Source organism: Caloramator quimbayensis, assembly GCF_900167605.1.
Taxonomy (GTDB): Bacteria; Bacillota; Clostridia; order Clostridiales; family Caloramatoraceae; genus Caloramator_B; species Caloramator_B quimbayensis.
In genome coordinates this window covers 53,190-71,759 of record NZ_FUYH01000006.1, presented here as the reverse complement: position 1 = coordinate 71,759, position 18,570 = coordinate 53,190, and the positions used below count along the sequence as shown (strand labels likewise).

The following is an 18,570-nucleotide window of genomic DNA, read 5'->3' as shown; positions in this document are numbered from 1 at the left end:
CGTTAAATCCCTAATCCCAAATTTAGGAGGTTTTTGAAAATGGCAGACAAAACATTAGTATGCAAAGACTGCGGAAAAGAATTCATATTTACAGAAGGAGAACAGGCTTTCTACAAAGAAAAGGGTTTTGAAAATGAACCATTAAGATGCCCAGAATGCAGAAAAGCAAGAAAGCAGCAAAGAAGAAACAACGAAAACAGATCATTCAGAAAGTAATGACGCAAAATAAGCTCCCTTATAGGGAGCTTTTACTTTATATAAATTTTTCTAAGCTAATATCATATAATCCATACTTTTCATATTCACTGTCATTAAAATGCCACCACTCACTTTCAATTCTTAAAAATCCTGCTTTAATCATAATCATTGAAAGAAGTTCTCTATTTTCTATTGCTATTGTTGGGGCATCTTTATAATTTATCGATGCTCTTTCTGAAAATTCATCATAATCCGATGGCATAAGAATTTCATCACCGTTTTCAAAGGTTAAAGTTACATCAACTGCAGCACCTCTATTATGATTTGAGCCTCTCCAGTATGGGGCAACAAAATCCTCGTTTTTAATAATATCCCACATAATCTTTTGAACTGAAAGGGGTCTATAGGCATCAAGAACCTTCAGCCTATATCCTAAATCCTTAGCAAAGGAATTTGCCTTTGAAAGTTTTAGTGCTGTATTAAGTTGAAGAACACATACCGGTATATCATATATTTTTTTATTTAAAAAATTGTTTTCAGTTGCATATCTCAAATCAATAATAATAGAATCATCAATATCTCTAACATTTATAAGTCCATCTATCATTTTTATTTTATTTAAAATCATTATGTATTCCTCCCCTTTTACTAATACTAATCTTTATAAACAATTATACTTCATCATTTAAAATATATTAATTAAAAGTTGGTTAAACTAATTCATGAGGTGATATATTGGGCAAAAACATGCTTGGAATTATATTTGCAGCAATTGCTGGTGCTCTAATGAGTATACAAGGCGTATTCAATACAAGAGTAGGAGAAAAAATTGGACTTTGGACAATAAATATGATTGTTCAAGGAACAGGTTTTTTAATTACTCTTTTAGTTTTTTTATTTTTTAAAGACGGAAACATTAAAAGAATCGGAGAAGTCAATAAATTATACCTTTCTGGAGGGCTGTTAGGAGTTTTTATAATTTTCACCGTAATGAAAGGAATGAAAATGCTAAGTCCTGCCTATGCTGTTTCTATTATTTTAATAACTCAGCTTGTCACTGCTGCCATTATCGATTGCTGTGGGCTGTTTGGAACTGAAAGATGTAATTTTCATTTTACAAAAATACTCGGCGTAATAATAATGATTATTGGCATCGTTGTCTTTAAATGGAAAGGCTAATCATTAATAATTTATGTTTTTTTAGGGAAAAATAATTAATACCCATTAAAAATTCTCTTAACAACTATTCGATTAAGCATAGTCCATTTAAAGGCATAAGTTATATAGGAAGGTGAAATCCATGAAGGCAGTTATAATGGCTGGCGGTGAAGGAACAAGACTAAGGCCTATTACAAGCGGCATACCAAAGCCGTTAGTACCTATAATAAATAAACCTGTTATGGAGCATATAATAAATCTGTTAAATAAGTATGATATAAAAGATATTGCAGCAACACTTTATTATCTTCCATCTTCGATAACAGACTATTTTGGATGCGGAGAGGAATTTGGAATCAACCTTCATTATTTTATTGAAGAAACCCCCCTTGGAACAGGAGGAAGTGTTTTAAATGCAAAGGATTTTCTTGACGATACATTTATAGTTATAAGCGGTGATGCTTTAACAGATATCGATATAAACGAAGCAATAAATTTTCATAAAGAAAAAAAATCAGCTGCAACTTTAATATTGAAAAAAGAATCTATACCTCTTGAATACGGTATTGTAATAACTGATGATAATGGAAAAATTTTAAGGTTTCTTGAAAAACCAAGTTGGGGAGAAGTTTTCAGCGACACTGTAAATACCGGTATATACATATTAGAACCCTATGTTTTTAATTATTATAAAAAAGGCGAAGCTTTTGATTTCAGCAAGGATCTTTTCCCAAAACTTTTAAAAGACAATGTACCTATGTATGGATATATTACAAACAGATATTGGTGTGATATAGGAGATTTATATTCCTACAGGGAAACAAATTTTGATATACTTAAAAATCTTGTTGATGTAAAGAAAAATTATAATGAAGTATCACCTAATGTGTTAATTGGAAAAAATACAGTGATATCAAATACAGCTGTATTAAACCCTCCAGTATTAATTGGTAATAACTGCACCATAAAAAACAATGTTCTTTTAGATAGTTTTACGATAATAGGTGATAACTGTGTTATAGAAGAAAATGCAAGCCTTAAAAGAAGTATAATATGGAATAACTCGCATATAGGAAAAAACGTTCAGTGCAGAGGAACTATTGTATGCAATAAAGTTGAAATACTGGATAGTTCAAACCTATTTGAAGGTTCTGTAATAGGTCATGAGTGCTACATATCAGAAAGAGTAACAGTAAAACCGGATATTAAAATTTGGCCCTTTAAGAAAATTAAGGAAGACGCTATAATCAGTAAAAACCTCGTTTGGGGAACAAGGGCATCAAAAACCTTATTTGGGAACCGTGACATATCTGGGAGTTTTAATGTTGAAATAACTCCTGAATTTACATCACTAATTGGTTCCGCCTTTGCATCTGTAATTAAAAAGGATGCTCCTATCATAGTTAGCTCTGATAGTTCTGATACATCTAATCTTTTAAAGAATTCTCTTCTTTCTGGTATATCCTCTGCCGGCGTAGGAACAATAAATATTAATAATGCAATAATCCCAATAAATCGTTTTGCAGTTAAATTTTATAATGCCTCAGGAGGAGTTCATATAAGTTCGGATTTTGTAAATAAAGATTTAATACATCTTGAATTTGTTAATGAAAACGGCGGAAATATAGATAGAAATACTGAAAAAAAAATAGAACAGCTATTTATTAGAGAAGATTTTCAACGATGCAACTCTAATTTAATAAAACCAGTTATAAGCGTTGAAAACTTTTCATCACTTTACATTTTAAATAGTTTAAACAGCATTAAAAATCTAATTGAAATCAAAAGTAAAAGGCCAAAAATAATTATATCTTCTCCATCAGATAATGTCTTGTCAATTTCATTATCTTTGCTTGAACAATTAGGCTGCGAGGTTGAGTGCAGCTATTTAGCAAAAAATTATAAAACAATTGATAATTATATAAATTACCTTTCAAGTATTGTTAAAGATAAAAAAATTGATATGGGCGCTGTAATTAGTTCTACTGGCGAGGCTATAACTTTAATCGACAATCTCGGAAGAATTCTAAACAAAGAAAAATATGTAATACTTTCAGCTCTCATTGCTTTAAAATCTTCTAAAACAAAAAAAATTGTTGTTCCATATAACACAACTACTGCAATTGAAGATATTGCAAAGCAATATGGAGCATGTGTTGTAAGAACAAAACTCTCTACATCAAGCATAATGAATGAAATGCTTAAGATAGATAAAAATGAAGGCGGTATGCTTCAGTATATACTAAATTACGATGGTATATCTGCAATCACAAGAATATTAGACTATCTCATTGAAAATTCATTATCCCTTAGTGAACTGGTTGATGAAATTCCTGATTTTTATATGGGTAAAAAAGAAATTCAATGCAATTTTGATGAAAGAGGAAGGGTAATAAGGATGCTCATAGAAGAATCAAAAAACCGCAGCATAGAATTATTTGAAGGTATAAAAATAAATACTGATAAAGGCTGGGCTCTTGTTCTGCCTGATAACGAAAGACCAGTTTTAAGCATTTATACTGAAGGTTATTGCGAGGAATATGCTCATGAACTTTCTTCAATTGTAGCTGATAGAATAAATGAGCTTTTAAAAAAGAAAGACTAAATATGGAAAGGACAGGGAGGCACTATGTATATATTTATCATAATTTTTGTAATAGCTTTTTTTATCATTATAAATATAGTTGAAAGATATAATTATTTTACTCAAAGCAGTCAGTTAATTGTAAGCGATGCTCTTTTGTCAAATGAAGAGCTTTTACGTCACGCATCTGATATAGCAAAAAATCATCTAAAATGCAAAAAAAAGAAAGGCTCTTCGCTCCTTTTTAAAAGGCTTGACGAAAACTTTAGATTTATATCAAAAACATACTTAACTTTAAACGAATATTCAAAGGACGGTAAGTCCTTATGTGCAGGAGCAGACTGGCTTCTTGACAACTTTTACATAATTGAAGAGCAATATAGAGAATTAACGCAAAGCAGCAGTTCAAGATTTATGAAAAAAATAAATATACTAAAAGACGGTTATTATAAAAACTATCCTCGAGTATTCATTTTGGCAGTAGAATTAATATCTCATACCGATGGCAGAATCGATAAAAAACAAATTATTGATTTTATTAACTCATATCAATCTATATCACCTTTATCAATGGGTGAAATTTGGAGCCTTTCTCTAATGATAAAAATATCACTTTTAGAAAATATAAGGCATACCTGCGAAAAAATAATATCTGTTCAAAAGCAGTGGATAGAATCTGAAAAACTAATTGAAAAAGATTATGATGAAATTTTAGAATCTATTAAAAAAACTACAAAAAATATTAATCCTTCTATTTTTCCTTACATTGAACATATATTAAATATATTGAAGAGAAAAGATATTAACCTTAATCCTATACTCGATTATCTAAATTTAAAGCTTAGCGAACTCGACTTAGACGTTGAATGCGTTGTGAAAAGAGAGCATCAGGAGCAATCCTCCTATCAGGTAACGATGGGAAACTGCATTTCAAGCTTAAGACTCTCTAACTCAATTGATTGGAGAGAAATTTTTGAGTCTTTGTCCTATGTTGAACAGATTTTAAAAGATGATCCATTAGGCGTTTATAATAGACAGGATTTTGAAAGCAGAGATTATTATAGAAAGGTGCTTGAAATAATATCAGAAAGTACAAAAAAATCAGAAACAAGCGTTGCAAAAAAAGTAATTGAACTTGCAAACAATGCAAAACAGTCGCAAAAAAGCTCAAAGGAATGCCATATTGGATATTACTTAATTGGTAAAGGAAAAAATATTCTTTTAAAAGAATTGGGGAAAAATAGAAGGTATAATGATTACTCTTGTATTAAATTTTCCTTTTCCCTAATAATCGCCACTTTGGTTATTGCTTTTTTACCTGTTTATTTTGTATATCAATATAAAGGATTTTTGTTATCACTGCTATGTTTTATTGTTGTTTTAATCCCTGCAAGCCAAGCAGCATTAGATTTAATAAATTTTATTTTAAACCGTGGTATCCCGTATTTACTGCCAAAACTTGATTTAAAGAATGGAATACCCAAAGAAAGCTCTACTATGGTAATCGTTCCAACAATACTCTCCGATGAAAAACGCACCCTTGAACTTATTGAAAACCTTGAGGTAACTTATATTGCTAACGGTCAGGAAAACATATACTTTGCATTAGTTGGAGATTTAAAGGATTCAAATACAGAAACAACCGAAGCAGATAGTAAAATAATTGATTTATCCCTAAAAAAAATAGATGAATTAAACAATAAATATTCAAAAGGAAAGGATATATTCTACATATTTATTAGAAAAAGAACTTTTAACCCTTCTGAAGGAAAATGGATGGGCTATGAAAGAAAACGAGGAGCTATTGTGGAATTTAATAATCTTATAACCCAAAGCTGCAATACCTCCTATTCTGTTGTTTCTGGAGATATAAATAATCTTAAAGATATAAAATATATTATAACTCTCGATGCTGATACAATTATGCCTATAGGTACCGCAAGCAGGCTTATAGGTACAATATCTCATCCTTTAAATGCTGCAGAATATGATGAGGACAAAAATATAGTTATAGATGGTTATGGAATAATACAGCCAAAAATAGGCATAAACATAGAATCTATTGGAAAATCAAAATTTACCTGCATATATGCAAATAGTGCAGGTATTGATCCCTATTCTTCAGCGATGTCAGATATTTATCAAAATATTTTTAAAGAAGGCACCTTCACCGGTAAAGGGATTTATGACCTTTATGCATATAAAAAATGCCTTACAGATTCTATTCCAGATAATATGGTACTTAGCCACGATCTTCTTGAAGGGAGCTATTTAAGATGCGGCCTTGCTGTCGATATTGAGCTTATTGACAGTTTCCCTGAAAAGTTCAGTTCATATTCCATGAGGCTTCACCGCTGGACTCGAGGAGACTGGCAGATAATTCAATGGCTGTTTAAATATATAAAAAATAAAAAAGGTGAAAAAATAAAAAATCCTTTATCCTCTCTTTCAAAAATTAAAATTCTTGATAACATGAGAAGAAGTTTATATCCAGTTTCTCTTATGCTTATTATTTTGCTTGGTACATCTGTTTTTTCAGGAAGCATTATTTTTTGGTCAGGTTATGCCTTAATTATTATTTTTCTAAATCTAATTACTTTTACATTAGGCTATTTAAAATATGGACATTATAAAAGTTTAAAAAAGAGATTAAACGGCAATTTAATTTATGGTTTTAAATCAATAATATATCAAAATATATTGACCTTCATGTTTTTGCCTTATAATGCTTTTTTACTAAGCGATGCTATTATTAAAGCATTATACAGGATTTTTGTTTCAAAGAAAAACCTTCTTGAATGGGTTACTGCTGCTGATGCTGAAAAACAATCTAAAAATGATATTTCAGGATATTATAAAAGTATGTATTTTCAGCTTATTATATCTTTATTGTTTTTGATTTTTGTTATAATTTTCCACCCAAAGGATTTAATTTATGCCTTTTTTATATCTTTTGTTTGGATTATATCACCCTATGCAGCCTTTTATATAAGCAGACCAATACTTTCTAAAAAATATGAAATAAGCAAAGAAGATAAAGAAGTTCTACTTAGAATTGCTAAAAAAACCTATGAATTTTATGAAAACTTCTCAGGAAAAGAAGATAATTATCTTCCGCCTGATAATTATCAGGAAACTCCTGTTAAAAGAGTTGCTCATAGGACTTCTCCAACTAATATAGGTTTTCTTCTTATTTCATTGATTAGTGCCTATGATTTTAATTTTATTTCATTAGATGAATTTGTCAAAAAAATCGATAATACCTTGACTACAGTTGAGAAAATGGAAAAGTGGAATGGACATCTTTATAACTGGTATGATACTAAAACTCTTGAAGTATTAAGACCTAAATATATTTCGACGGTTGACAGCGGAAATTTAATAGGCTATCTAATGCTATTAAATCAAGGCCTAAAAAGTATTCTCGAATCTGAAAACTCAAAGTCAATCGATTTAAATATTAAAAATTCAATTGTCTCTATAATCAATAGAATTGATAATATAATTGAAAATACAAAATTTATTTATTTATATGATGAAAAAAGAGATTTGTTTTCTATTGGTTATAACGCTGAAGAGGACCACCTTACAAATTCCTACTATGATCTTTTAGCATCAGAGGCAAGACTTATCAGTTATATATCTGTTGCAAGAAGGGAAATTCCAGTTTCCCACTATTTTAAGCTTGGAAGAGCCCTTACTCTCATTGATAAATATGAATGTGTTGTGTCATGGACAGGTACTATGTTCGAGTATTTAATGCCTGCCCTCGTTATGAAATATTATGACAATACCCTTCTATCTGAAACTTATAAAACTTCAATAAGAGCACAGATTAAATACGGAAACAATAGAGGAGTTCCCTGGGGTACATCAGAGTCTGGATTTTATACTTTCGATCTTGCATTAAATTATCAATATAAAGCTTTTGGTGTGCCAGATCTTGGGCTTAAAAGGGGTCTTTCTAATGATATGGTTATATCTCCATATTCGACAATACTCGCTCTTCCCTTTAATCCTAAGGAATCTATTTTAAATCTTAAAAAACTTATATCAAACGATATTGAAGGAAAATATGGTTTGTATGAAGCCATTGATTATACACCTGAAAGACTTCCATTAGATAAAAGCTTTGCAATAGTTGAAAGCTATATGGCTCACCATCAGGGGATGATTTTAGTATCCTTAAACAATTTTTTAAACGACAATATTATGATTAGAAGGTTCCACTCTTCTCCAATAATTAAAGCCGGCGAATTTATGCTCCAAGAGAAAATACCTGTAAGGGCAATTATAACTAAAGAGCATAAGGAAAAAATTAAACCCTTTGAAAAAATTGAAACATCTGAAATTTCAGCTTCTCAGCTATATGGATATGATACTATACTTCCAAAATGCCATATGCTTTCAAATGGTTACTATACTTTGATGATAAACAATGGAGGCTCAGGGTACAGCAGAGCTTCAGATATTAATATTTCAAGATGGAGAGAAGATACAGTTTCAAGGGGATCTGGTCAATTTTTCTTCCTCCATGACTTAGATTCTAACGAAGTTTGGTCAGGAACCTTTGAACCAATAAAATCAAAACCTGAAAATTACAGCGCTAAATTTTCTCAGGATAAGGCAGAGTTTTTAAGGCTTGATAAAGGAATTGAAACTCACATTGAAATATGTGTATCCCCAGAAGATAATTGCGAAATTAGAAAAGTAACTTTAAGAAATATCTCAGACACTATACGCACGATGGAGATAACAAGCTACCTTGAGGTTGTGCTTTCTCATCAGGCTGCGGATGTTGCTCACCCTGCATTTAATAATCTTTTTATACGTACAGAATGGGTAGAAAACAATAATACTATTCTTGCATCAAGAAGGCAGAGAGAAATTAATAAAAATCCCCTGTGGGCTTTTCATACTTTAACTGCACACAGTGAAGTTATAAGGGATATAGAATATGAAACCGACAGATATAAATTTATAGGAAGAAATAAAAGTTTGTCAAATCCCAATTCATTATTGCATCCTTTAACAAATACTACAGGACCTGTTCTTGACCCTATAATGAGCATAAGATGTAAAACAGTTTTAGAGCCTAATAAGAGCATAACAATTTCATATATTACAGGCTATGCAGAAAACAGAGAAAAAGCTATGGAACTTTCTAACAAGTACAGTGAAATTCCAAACATTGAGCGTACCTTTGAACTTGCATATATAAGAAGTTTAATGGAAACAAAGTATTTAAATCTTAAAGAATCTGACTTAAAAGTATTTAATGAATTATTGTCCCATGTTATTTATTTAAGCCCTATAAGGCAAAAATATAATAATATTATTAAAAATAATACAAAAGGTCAGTCTTCACTTTGGTCCTATGGCATTTCAGGAGACTTGCCGATTGTATTAGTAACTATTAAAAAACCTGATTCTATCGAAATCGTAAAACAAATGTTAAAAGCACATGAATATTGGAAAAGCAGAGGATTTAAATGTGACCTTGTGATTTTAAATGAGGATGAAGGAAGCTATCTTCAGCCTCTTCAAAACCTTTTAAGAGACTTGGTACTTTCATCAAGTTCAAGAAATGTTCTCGACTGTATGGGCGGAATTTTTATTAAAAATGCTTCTAATATGCCTAAAGAAGATATAACACTGTTATTTTCTGCATCAAGAGTTGTTATAAGAGCTGAACTTGGAAGCATATTAAAGCAAATCGACATGAGTTTTTACAAAATACCTGATACTAAAACTAACAATAGCATAAATAAATTTGATGTTAAGTATCAAAGCAGTATAGAAAATAATATTAATCTTAAGTACTTCAATGGCTACGGTGGTTTTGACGAAGAAAAACGAGAATATGTTATTAAGCTTAAAAAAGACATTAATACCCCTGCTCCCTGGGTAAACGTAATATCAAACAAGAATTTCGGTTTTATCATAACTGAAAGCGGCGGCGGATACACCTATGCAGAAAACAGCAGAGAAAACAAGCTTACTCCTTGGTCAAATGACCCAGTTTGTGATACTTTAGGAGAAGTCATCTACATAAGAGATGATGACACTAAAGAGTATTGGACGATTACCCCATCTCCTATAAGAGAAAAGGAAACATATTACATACATCATGGCCTTGGATATACAAAATTCAGCCATTTAAGCCACGGAATATATGGTGAGCTTACTTTATTTGTTCCTGCTGATGATAAAATTAAAATAGGATATTTGAAATTAAAAAATATATCAAATATACCAAGGAAACTTTCAATATTTCACTATTTAAGGCCAGTTATGGGAGTTTCAGAGCAAATAACAGAGCAATTTATTTCAACGGAATATAATGAAGATTTAAATGTAATGTTATTCACTAATTCATATAACACTGACCATCCTAATAGAGTCTGTTTTATAGGTTCGTCTTTAAATATTGAAGGCTGTACTACTGACAGAATGGAGTTTTTAGGACCTTACGGAAGCCTTAATTGTCCAAGAGCTATGATGTACGATAAGCTTTCTAACAGAATTGGATGCGGATTTAACACATGTTGTGTACTCCAATACAATTTAGAGATTTCTCCATTTAATGAAAAAGAATTTGTTATTCTTCTTGGTCAGTGCTCTAACAAAAATGAAGCTTTTAAGTTATATCAACATTATAAAAAAATATCTAATTGTAATGAAGCATTTAAAAAGGCAATATCTTTCTGGAAGGAAACATTAGATATAATAAAAGTTGATACACCGGATGAAGCCATGAATATAATGCTTAATAATTATCTTCTCTACCAGACCATTGCATGCAGGCTCTATGCGCGCTCAGCCTTTTATCAGTCGGGAGGAGCTTTTGGTTTTAGAGATCAGCTTCAAGATTCGTTAAGCATCCTTTATGCACTGCCCGAAGCCGCAAAGCATCAGATTCTTCTTCATGCCTCTCATCAATTCATTGAAGGAGATGTACTGCATTGGTGGCATTCAGGAGCATTTGACAGAGGCATAAGAACCAAATTTTCAGATGATTTATTATGGCTCCCCTACGTTACTGCTGAATATGTTGAAAAGACAGGAGATTATGATATATTGAATGTAGTGGAAGGCTATGTTGAAGATGCTCCTTTAAAAGAAGATGAAGATGAAAGGTATGGAGTACCGCGAGTATCTGATGAAAAATCAACTATATATGAGCACTGCGTAAGAGCTATAGATAGAGCACTTAAATTCGGACCAAACGGCATTCCGCTTATGGGAAGCGGAGATTGGAACGATGGTATGAATGCTGTCGGCAGAAAAGGAAGAGGAGAAAGCATTTGGCTTGGTTTCTTCCTTTACGATACCCTGAAAAAATTTATACCTCTTTGCAGGTTTATGGAAGATCCTATAAAAGCAAAGTATTATGAAGAAATGTCAATACAGATTGCATCATCAATAGAAAAGAACGCATGGGATGGTCAGTGGTATAGACGCTCCTACTTTGATGATGGTACTCCCCTTGGTTCTTCAATAAATTCTGAATGTAAAATAGATTCGATTGCTCAATCATGGGCTGTAATATCCGGTGCTGCATTAAGTGAAAGAGCTAAAAGAGCTATGAAATCGGTTTACGACTATCTTGTGAAAGAAGAGGAAGGCTTAATACTGCTATTTACTCCTCCCTTTGATAAAGGAGATTTAAATCCAGGTTATATAAGAGGCTATGTTCCAGGTGTCAGGGAGAACGGAGGTCAATATACTCATGCATCCACTTGGGTAATCTATGCCTATGCAAAACTTAAAGACGGCGATACTGCTCACTACCTTTACAGCCTTATAAATCCTATAAATCATACAAGAACACAGCTTGAATGCAATAAATATAAAGTTGAACCCTATGTTATGGCTGCAGATGTATATGCAGTAAAGCCCCATACAGGAAGAGGCGGCTGGACATGGTATACTGGTTCATCAAGCTGGATGTATAAGGTTGGGCTTGAAAAAATACTTGGATTTAATAAAAAAGGTGATATTCTCTTTATAGATCCATGTATTCCCTCCGATTGGAAGGAGTTTTCAATAAAATATAAATATAAAAATACAGTTTACAATATTAAGGTGCAAAACCCATATAGCTTAAATTCTGGTGTTCAGCAAATTATAATTGACGGCAGAACAATGAGGGATAATAGAATCCAATTGATTGATGATAACGCTGCTCATGACATTAGAATAATAATGGGCATTTCTGAAAACTCAATAATACTTTAATTTAATTTAAGAAAGAGCTGCTTATTCAAATTTAAGCAGCTCTTTTCATTATTTTCTATAATTTTATATGTACCTCTTATGTCAAACTTTTATAAGCTCATACTCCATCTTTCCAAGACCTATTCTCTCGCCATGTTCTAATGCAGCTCTCCAATCAGTTTTACCATGTATACTCATAAATTTATCTTCCTGCCCGCAAATATGTATATGTTCTACCTCTTCATAAGCGCAACCCTTAATAGTTGGGGCCTCATTCACCATATCAACGCTTGCTTTATCAAGAGCAACAGGATCAAAGGAAGCCATTATACCAATATTCGGTACTATAGGCATATCATTGTTTGACCAGCAGTCGCAGTTTGGTGAAACATCCATTATGAAATTTATATGAAAGTTTGGCTTATCCTTAATAACTGCATAGGCATATTCGCTAATCTTTTCACTTGCAACAGAAGCTGCCTCATCCCAATTAACCTGCGCTGCATTAAATTGACAAACTGCAATACACTGCCCGCATCCTACACACTTTTCGTAGTCTATAACTGCCTTTTTGCTTTCATTCAGCTTAATAGCATCATGAGCACAGCTTTTAATACACATCATGCATCCAACACAATTTTTAATTTGTATTTTGGGTTTTGAGGAAGAATGCATAAAAAGCTTTCCTCCCCTCGAGCCGCTGCCCATTCCAAGATTTTTTATTGCTCCTCCAAACCCTGTCATTTCATGGCCTTTAAAATGATTCATTGAAATAATTATATCAGCATCAGCAATTGCTGAGCCTATTTTGGCAGATTTAGTATGTTTTAAATCAACCTCTATCTCCCTTACCTCCGTTCCTTTAAGCCCGTCAGCGATTATAACATGACATCCTACTGTTAAAGGATTAAAACCATTTTCATATGCAGCTTCAAGATGATCAAGAGCATTATGCCTTCTGCCTGTATATAAAGTATTTGCATCTGTTAAAAACGGTTTACCTCCAAGGTCTTTTATGACTTTTACAATTCTTGCTGCATAGTTTGGTCTAATATAGGCAAGGTTTCCTGGTTCTCCAAAATGTATTTTTATTGCAACATACTTGTTTTTAAAATCTATATTATCAATTTTAGCTGCTCTAATCAGTTTTTCTAACTTATCGAGCATATTAAGTCCGGGCCTTGTTCTTAAATCTGTAAAATAAACCTTTGATTTTTCCATATAAACCACCTCATATTAGAAAATTTCTTTTAAAAATTTTTAATATTAAATCATTCTATTAAATTATACCACTATTTCTAATTTATAAAAACATCATATGTATCTTTTTACAAATAATACATTGTTATTTTTTCTTCAATATTATTGAAAATTAAGATAAAATATTGTATTATTTTGTCGATTATATATTCTTTTAAGGAGGTTAACATGTTAAAAGTAGTACAAATTTTAATGATAGTTTTGGGCCTTATAATTCTTTTTATGCTTTCAAAAGACCTCTCTAAAAAATTAAAAAATAATACTTTAGAGAAAGGCAGCCCATTAGCTCTAAGTTTTATTGGTATTATAGCAAACTTTTTCGATACTTTAGGAATAGGAAGCTTTGCTATTGAGACAGGTTTCTTTAAAAACTTTAAACTTGTTGATGATAGGCTTATTCCTGGAACATTAAATGTTGGAGCAACAATACCTACAATTGTTGAGGCTTTAATTTTTCTAACTGCAATTAAAGTTGAGCCTATTACTTTATTTTCAATGATTTTTTCATCAGTATTAGGAGCAATATTTGGTGCTGCTATAGTATCTAAACTTAATAAAAGAGCTATTCAAATCTCCATGGGATTTGCACTGATTTTTGTTGCTATTTTTATTCTTGGCGGACTATTGCATCTTTTCCCAGCAGGAGGAAACCTAAAAGGTCTCACAGGCATCAAGCTTATAATAGCGCTTATAGGTAATTTTATAATAGGAGCATTAAACACTCTTGGAATTGGCAATTATGCCCCATGCATGGCTTTAGTATTTGCCCTTGGAATGGATCCTAAAGTTGCTTTCCCTATAATGATGGGTTCAGCAGCATTACTAATGCCTGCAGCATCCTTTAAATTTATAAAAGAAGAAGCTCATTCGACGAAAGCTTCATTTATAATAGGACTTTTAGGCCCTATAGGTGTATTAGTAGCAGCCTTTATAGTGAAAAGCCTCCCCCTTGGCACTCTAAAGTGGGTTGTAGTTGGAGTACTAATTTATACTTCAATTGCAATGTTTAAATCAGCAAAGGATACCAAAAAGAACATTGCTGCGGTTGATAATAAAAAGATTGCTGCGTAATGTTTTAAAACTAAGTAATTTTAAAGCACTTAAAAAACGTTTTTTAAGTGCTTTAGTTTATATATTTACAGCTCTCATAAGTATTAATACTTATGAGAGCTGTTTTTTCTAATATAGATGGCACGAAACAAAATGATCTTTTTCTACTTCTTTTAATACTGGATCAACTTCTTTACATATAGGTTTTGCATATTTACATCTTGGAGCAAATCTGCATCCTGGTTTTGGATTTATTGGACTTGGCACTTCCCCTTCAAGCATAATCCTTTTTCTCGTTCTTGATACATCTGGATCTGGAATCGGTATAGCAGAAAGTAGTGCTTGAGTATATGGATGTAAAGGTTTATCGTATAATACTCCGCTGCTTGCCAATTCAACAAGATTTCCAAGATACATAACTCCTACTCTGTCAGATATATGCTTAACCATAGAAAGGTCATGAGCTATAAATAAATATGTCAGCCCAAGATTTCTTTGAAGATTAATGAGCAAATTAACAACCTGTGCCTGTATAGAAACATCGAGAGCTGATATAGGCTCATCACAAACTATAAACTCAGGTTCAACTGCAAGAGCTCTTGCTATACCTATTCTTTGTCTCTGGCCTCCAGAGAATTCATGAGGGAATCTTGACGCATGTTCTTTATTTAATCCAACAAGGGATAAAAGTTCATATATTTTCTCTGTTCTTTCTTTTCCAGTATGAAGATTGTGTATATCAATACCTTCAGCTATAATATCTCCAACTGTCATTCTCGCATCCAATGATGCATAAGGATCTTGGAATATAATCTGTGCATTTTTAGTAAATTCTTTCTTCTCATTTCCTCTTAGTTTGCTTATATCCTTGCCTTTGAATAATATTTCTCCATCAGTTGCTTCATAAAGCCCTAATACTGTTCTGCCACAGGTTGTTTTACCGCATCCTGACTCTCCAACAAGGCCTAAAGTCTCACCTTTTCTTATATTAAATGAAACATTGTCTACTGCTTTTAATATATCATGTTTACTTATTTTAAAATATTTCTTCAGATTCTTTACTTCTATAAGGTTTTCATTCATCATAACTTACCTCCTATTCCCTGTGGCGGTTCAACTTTTGGAGCATTAGGATGTAAAAGAAAGCATGAAACTTCTTGTGTATCGCTTATTTTTGTCGGTTTAGGCATCTGCTCTTTACAAATTTCCATACAATATTCACATCTTGAAGCAAAAGGACATCCAACTGGAGGTTTTAAAAGGTCAGGAGGCGTTCCCTTAATTGAATAAAGGGTATCCTTATGCTTAGTTTCAAGCCTTGGCACCGATTTTAAAAGTGCCCAAGTATATGGATGCTTTGGATTGTAGAATATTTCATCTGTAGTACCTCTTTCCACAACCATACCAGCATACATAACCTGAATTCTATGAGCAATGCTTGCAACAACTCCAAGGTCATGAGTTATAAGTATTATTGCTGTTCCAAGATTGTTTTGGAGCTCCTTCATTAAATCCATTATCTGCGCCTGTATAGTAACGTCGAGAGCAGTTGTAGGCTCATCAGCTATTAAAATCTTTGGATTACATGCAAGAGCTATAGCAATCATAACTCTTTGTCTCATACCGCCTGAAAATTGATGAGGATACTGATTTACCCTCTCCTGAGCATTTGGTATTCCAACCATCTGAAGCATTTTTACAGCTTCCTTAATTGCTTCTTTTTTATTCATTCCTCTATGAACTATAAGATTTTCTGCAATCTGTTTTCCTATTTTCATAGTTGGGTTAAGAGAAGTCATAGGATCTTGGAAAATCATGCTGATTTCTCCACCCCTGAGCATTCTTAACTCTTTTTCATTCATCTTTAAAATATCTTTGTCTTTATAAAGTATTTGAGATTCCTTCTTGATATCTCCAGGAGGTGATGGTATAAGTCTTAATATAGACTTAGAAGTTATACTTTTACCACATCCTGATTCGCCAACTATTGCAAGGGTTTCTCCTTCATTTAATTCAAAAGAAACTCCTCTTACTGCTTTAACTTCTCCTGCATAGGTATGAAATGAAACTCTTAAATCTTTAACTTCAAGTAACTTTCCCATTTTACAACCTCCTTACTGTCTGAGCTTAGGATCTAGAGCATCTCTAAGTCCATCGCCAAGTAAATTGAATGCGAGCATTGTTATACATATTGCAAGGGCTGGGAAAAGCAGCTGATGAGGATAAAAATCCATTGTCTGCTGGCCATATGAGCAAAGAGCACCCCAGCTTGTTTTTGGAGGTTGTATTCCAAGACCTATAAAGCTTAGAAAAGCCTCGGCAAATATAAATGATGGTATATCAAATGTCGTATAAACTATTATTATACCAATAGTATTTGGTATAAGATGCTTAAATATTATTCTGTTTGAATCTGAACCTAAGGCCTTTGCAGCAAGAATATATTCAGATTCTTTAAGCTGCATAACTTGTCCTCTTACCATTCTTGCCATACCAGTCCAACCTGTTATACAAAGTGCAAGTAAAAGTGAAACGATACCTGGCTTTAATATAACAGAAAGAATAATAACAACTATCATGTATGGTATGCTGTTTAATATTTCAACGATTCTCATCATTACATCATCTACAGAACCGCCAAAATATCCGCTTATTCCTCCATATATACAGCCTATAATAACTTCAATTAACGTTCCTACAAAACCAATGGATAGTGATACTCTTCCTCCAATCCATAGCCTTGAAAATAAATCTCTTCCAAGAGTATCAGTTCCAAACCAGTGGGCTGCACTTGGGCCTTGATTTCTTACGCTCATATCCTGAAATTTATAATCAGGTCCAATATATGGTCCAAAGATACATAGTAAAAATAACAAAATTAATAAGAATAGTGAAAATATAGCTACCTTATTTTGTTTTAATCTTCTCCATGCATCCTGCCAATAAGTAAGATTAGGTCTAACTATTGTTTCTGCTTCACTTTCATCTATCCCTATTATTCTAAATTTGCTTTTGTCTAATGATTCCAATCCTGTCCCCTCCTACTTCTTCTTTTTTGTTAAGCTTATTCTTGGATCGACTAATGAATAGGTAATATCAACAAGAAGCAATGAAACAATATAAAGTAATGAAAAGAATATTGTAAGTCCTAATATAACATTATAATCATTTGAATTAATTGCCTCAATCATTGAATTACCCATTCCAGGTATTGAAAATATTCTTTCAATTACTATAGTTCCTGTAATAATCGTAGCAATTTGGGGACCTAATATTGTAACAATAGGTATTATTGCATTTCTAATAACATGTTTTACAGCAACGGCTATTCTCGATATACCTTTAGCCTGTGCTGTAAGTATATAATCCTGATTAATAACATCAAGAACTGAAGTCCTCATATATCTTGCATAAGTTGCAATGCTTCCAAAACACAATGCTATTGTTGGAAGTATTGTAAATCTCAACCCCTGTGCAAAAGTTTCAGATGCACTCTTCCATCCTGCAATAGGAATATTCCCCTTTCCACCTAACACAGTCTGAAGTAAAAATGCAATAACAAATCCTGGCACAGATACGCCCAGTATTGCAATAAACATAACAATATAATCCGCAGTAGTATTTCTTCTAAAGGCAGCAATTATACCTAATATTACCCCTATCAAGAGTCCTACAATAACTGCCTGTATTCCTATCCAAGCAGAAGCTGGCATTTTATACTTTATAATTTCATTAACAGAAAATCCTGGAGTTACAAAAGAATCTCCAAAGTTTCCATGAAGAAGCTGCTTTAAATACATAATCCATCTTTCTGCAATTGGTTTATCAAGGCCGTACTTATGCCTTAGCATTTGCTGCATCTCAGGTGGCATCTTACGGGCTTGCTGCGAAATTGGATCTCCAGGCATTGCATTCATTAGAAAAAATGTAGCAGTAACTATTATAAACAGGGTGAATATCATGTATGATGCTCTTTTTAATATATACTTGCCCATCTTCTTCCTCCTTATAAATTTTAATCTTTTTGTATATATATTAATTATAATTACGTCTATTACAGACATAATTATATTTTTGTCTTCTATAATACTTATAATTAT

Annotated in this window: 11 protein-coding genes; 5 read left to right on the top strand and 6 right to left on the bottom strand. The window is 32.4% G+C overall.

Annotated features, from left to right (window positions below; all coding sequences use genetic code 11):
• Positions 1 to 39: 39 nt before the first annotated feature.
• Complete coding sequence (locus tag B5D15_RS05125; protein WP_078696048.1) at positions 40 to 216, top strand: zinc-ribbon domain-containing protein; 177 nt, start codon at positions 40 to 42, stop codon at positions 214 to 216.
• A 37-nt stretch (positions 217 to 253) separates the two neighbouring features.
• Here B5D15_RS05125 and B5D15_RS05120 read toward each other — a convergent pair whose 3' ends face one another.
• Entirely contained in the window at positions 254 to 826 is a 573-nt protein-coding gene (locus B5D15_RS05120; protein ID WP_078696047.1) for a M15 family metallopeptidase, read from the bottom strand.
• A gap of 119 nt (positions 827 to 945) precedes the next feature.
• Here B5D15_RS05120 and B5D15_RS05115 point away from each other — a divergent pair, with 119 nt between their 5' ends.
• From B5D15_RS05115 to B5D15_RS05105, 3 genes are all read left to right on the top strand, one after another.
• Positions 946 to 1,377, top strand: coding sequence for a DMT family transporter (locus B5D15_RS05115; protein ID WP_078696149.1), 432 nt, complete (start codon positions 946 to 948; stop codon positions 1,375 to 1,377).
• A gap of 121 nt (positions 1,378 to 1,498) precedes the next feature.
• A complete protein-coding gene (locus B5D15_RS05110; RefSeq protein WP_078696046.1) occupies positions 1,499 to 3,961 on the top strand; it encodes a sugar phosphate nucleotidyltransferase in 2,463 nt (820 codons plus the stop codon).
• A 24-nt stretch (positions 3,962 to 3,985) separates the two neighbouring features.
• Positions 3,986 to 12,181: a GH36-type glycosyl hydrolase domain-containing protein gene (locus B5D15_RS05105; protein ID WP_078696045.1), complete on the top strand. Its 8,196-nt coding sequence runs from the start codon at positions 3,986 to 3,988 to the stop codon at positions 12,179 to 12,181.
• A gap of 81 nt (positions 12,182 to 12,262) precedes the next feature.
• Here B5D15_RS05105 and B5D15_RS05100 read toward each other — a convergent pair whose 3' ends face one another.
• The gene (locus B5D15_RS05100) at positions 12,263 to 13,381 is read right to left on the bottom strand and encodes a DUF362 domain-containing protein (protein ID WP_078696044.1); all 1,119 of its coding nucleotides are present in this window, start codon (positions 13,379 to 13,381) and stop codon (positions 12,263 to 12,265) included.
• A gap of 207 nt (positions 13,382 to 13,588) precedes the next feature.
• Here B5D15_RS05100 and B5D15_RS05095 point away from each other — a divergent pair, with 207 nt between their 5' ends.
• Positions 13,589 to 14,491 carry a sulfite exporter TauE/SafE family protein gene (locus B5D15_RS05095; RefSeq protein WP_078696043.1) on the top strand — a complete coding sequence of 301 codons (903 nt, stop codon included), beginning with the start codon at positions 13,589 to 13,591 and terminating at the stop codon, positions 14,489 to 14,491.
• A 108-nt stretch (positions 14,492 to 14,599) separates the two neighbouring features.
• Here the strand turns inward: B5D15_RS05095 and B5D15_RS05090 are convergent, their stop codons facing one another.
• From B5D15_RS05090 to B5D15_RS05075, 4 genes are read right to left on the bottom strand one after another with little or no spacing between them, the layout of a single operon-like run.
• Complete coding sequence (locus B5D15_RS05090) at positions 14,600 to 15,556, bottom strand: ABC transporter ATP-binding protein (protein ID WP_078696042.1); 957 nt, start codon at positions 15,554 to 15,556, stop codon at positions 14,600 to 14,602.
• A complete protein-coding gene (locus B5D15_RS05085) occupies positions 15,553 to 16,572 on the bottom strand; it encodes an ABC transporter ATP-binding protein (RefSeq protein WP_078696041.1) in 1,020 nt (339 codons plus the stop codon). Before B5D15_RS05085 ends, B5D15_RS05090 begins: the two co-directional genes overlap by 4 nt.
• Before the next feature lie 12 nt (positions 16,573 to 16,584).
• A complete protein-coding gene (locus B5D15_RS05080; protein WP_078696040.1) occupies positions 16,585 to 17,499 on the bottom strand; it encodes an ABC transporter permease in 915 nt (304 codons plus the stop codon).
• A gap of 12 nt (positions 17,500 to 17,511) precedes the next feature.
• The gene (locus B5D15_RS05075) at positions 17,512 to 18,465 is read right to left on the bottom strand and encodes an ABC transporter permease (protein ID WP_078696039.1); all 954 of its coding nucleotides are present in this window, start codon (positions 18,463 to 18,465) and stop codon (positions 17,512 to 17,514) included.
• Between the last annotated feature and the right edge of the window lie 105 nt (positions 18,466 to 18,570).

Coding starts and splice junctions, on each gene's coding strand:
- B5D15_RS05125 (WP_078696048.1), top strand. CDS start 40: ATGGCAGACAAAACATTAGTATGCAAAGACTGCGGAAAAGAATTCATA.
- B5D15_RS05120 (WP_078696047.1), bottom strand. CDS start 826: ATGATTTTAAATAAAATAAAAATGATAGATGGACTTATAAATGTTAGA.
- B5D15_RS05115 (WP_078696149.1), top strand. CDS start 946: ATGCTTGGAATTATATTTGCAGCAATTGCTGGTGCTCTAATGAGTATA.
- B5D15_RS05110 (WP_078696046.1), top strand. CDS start 1,499: ATGAAGGCAGTTATAATGGCTGGCGGTGAAGGAACAAGACTAAGGCCT.
- B5D15_RS05105 (WP_078696045.1), top strand. CDS start 3,986: ATGTATATATTTATCATAATTTTTGTAATAGCTTTTTTTATCATTATA.
- B5D15_RS05100 (WP_078696044.1), bottom strand. CDS start 13,381: ATGGAAAAATCAAAGGTTTATTTTACAGATTTAAGAACAAGGCCCGGA.
- B5D15_RS05095 (WP_078696043.1), top strand. CDS start 13,589: ATGTTAAAAGTAGTACAAATTTTAATGATAGTTTTGGGCCTTATAATT.
- B5D15_RS05090 (WP_078696042.1), bottom strand. CDS start 15,556: ATGATGAATGAAAACCTTATAGAAGTAAAGAATCTGAAGAAATATTTT.
- B5D15_RS05085 (WP_078696041.1), bottom strand. CDS start 16,572: ATGGGAAAGTTACTTGAAGTTAAAGATTTAAGAGTTTCATTTCATACC.
- B5D15_RS05075 (WP_078696039.1), bottom strand. CDS start 18,465: ATGGGCAAGTATATATTAAAAAGAGCATCATACATGATATTCACCCTG.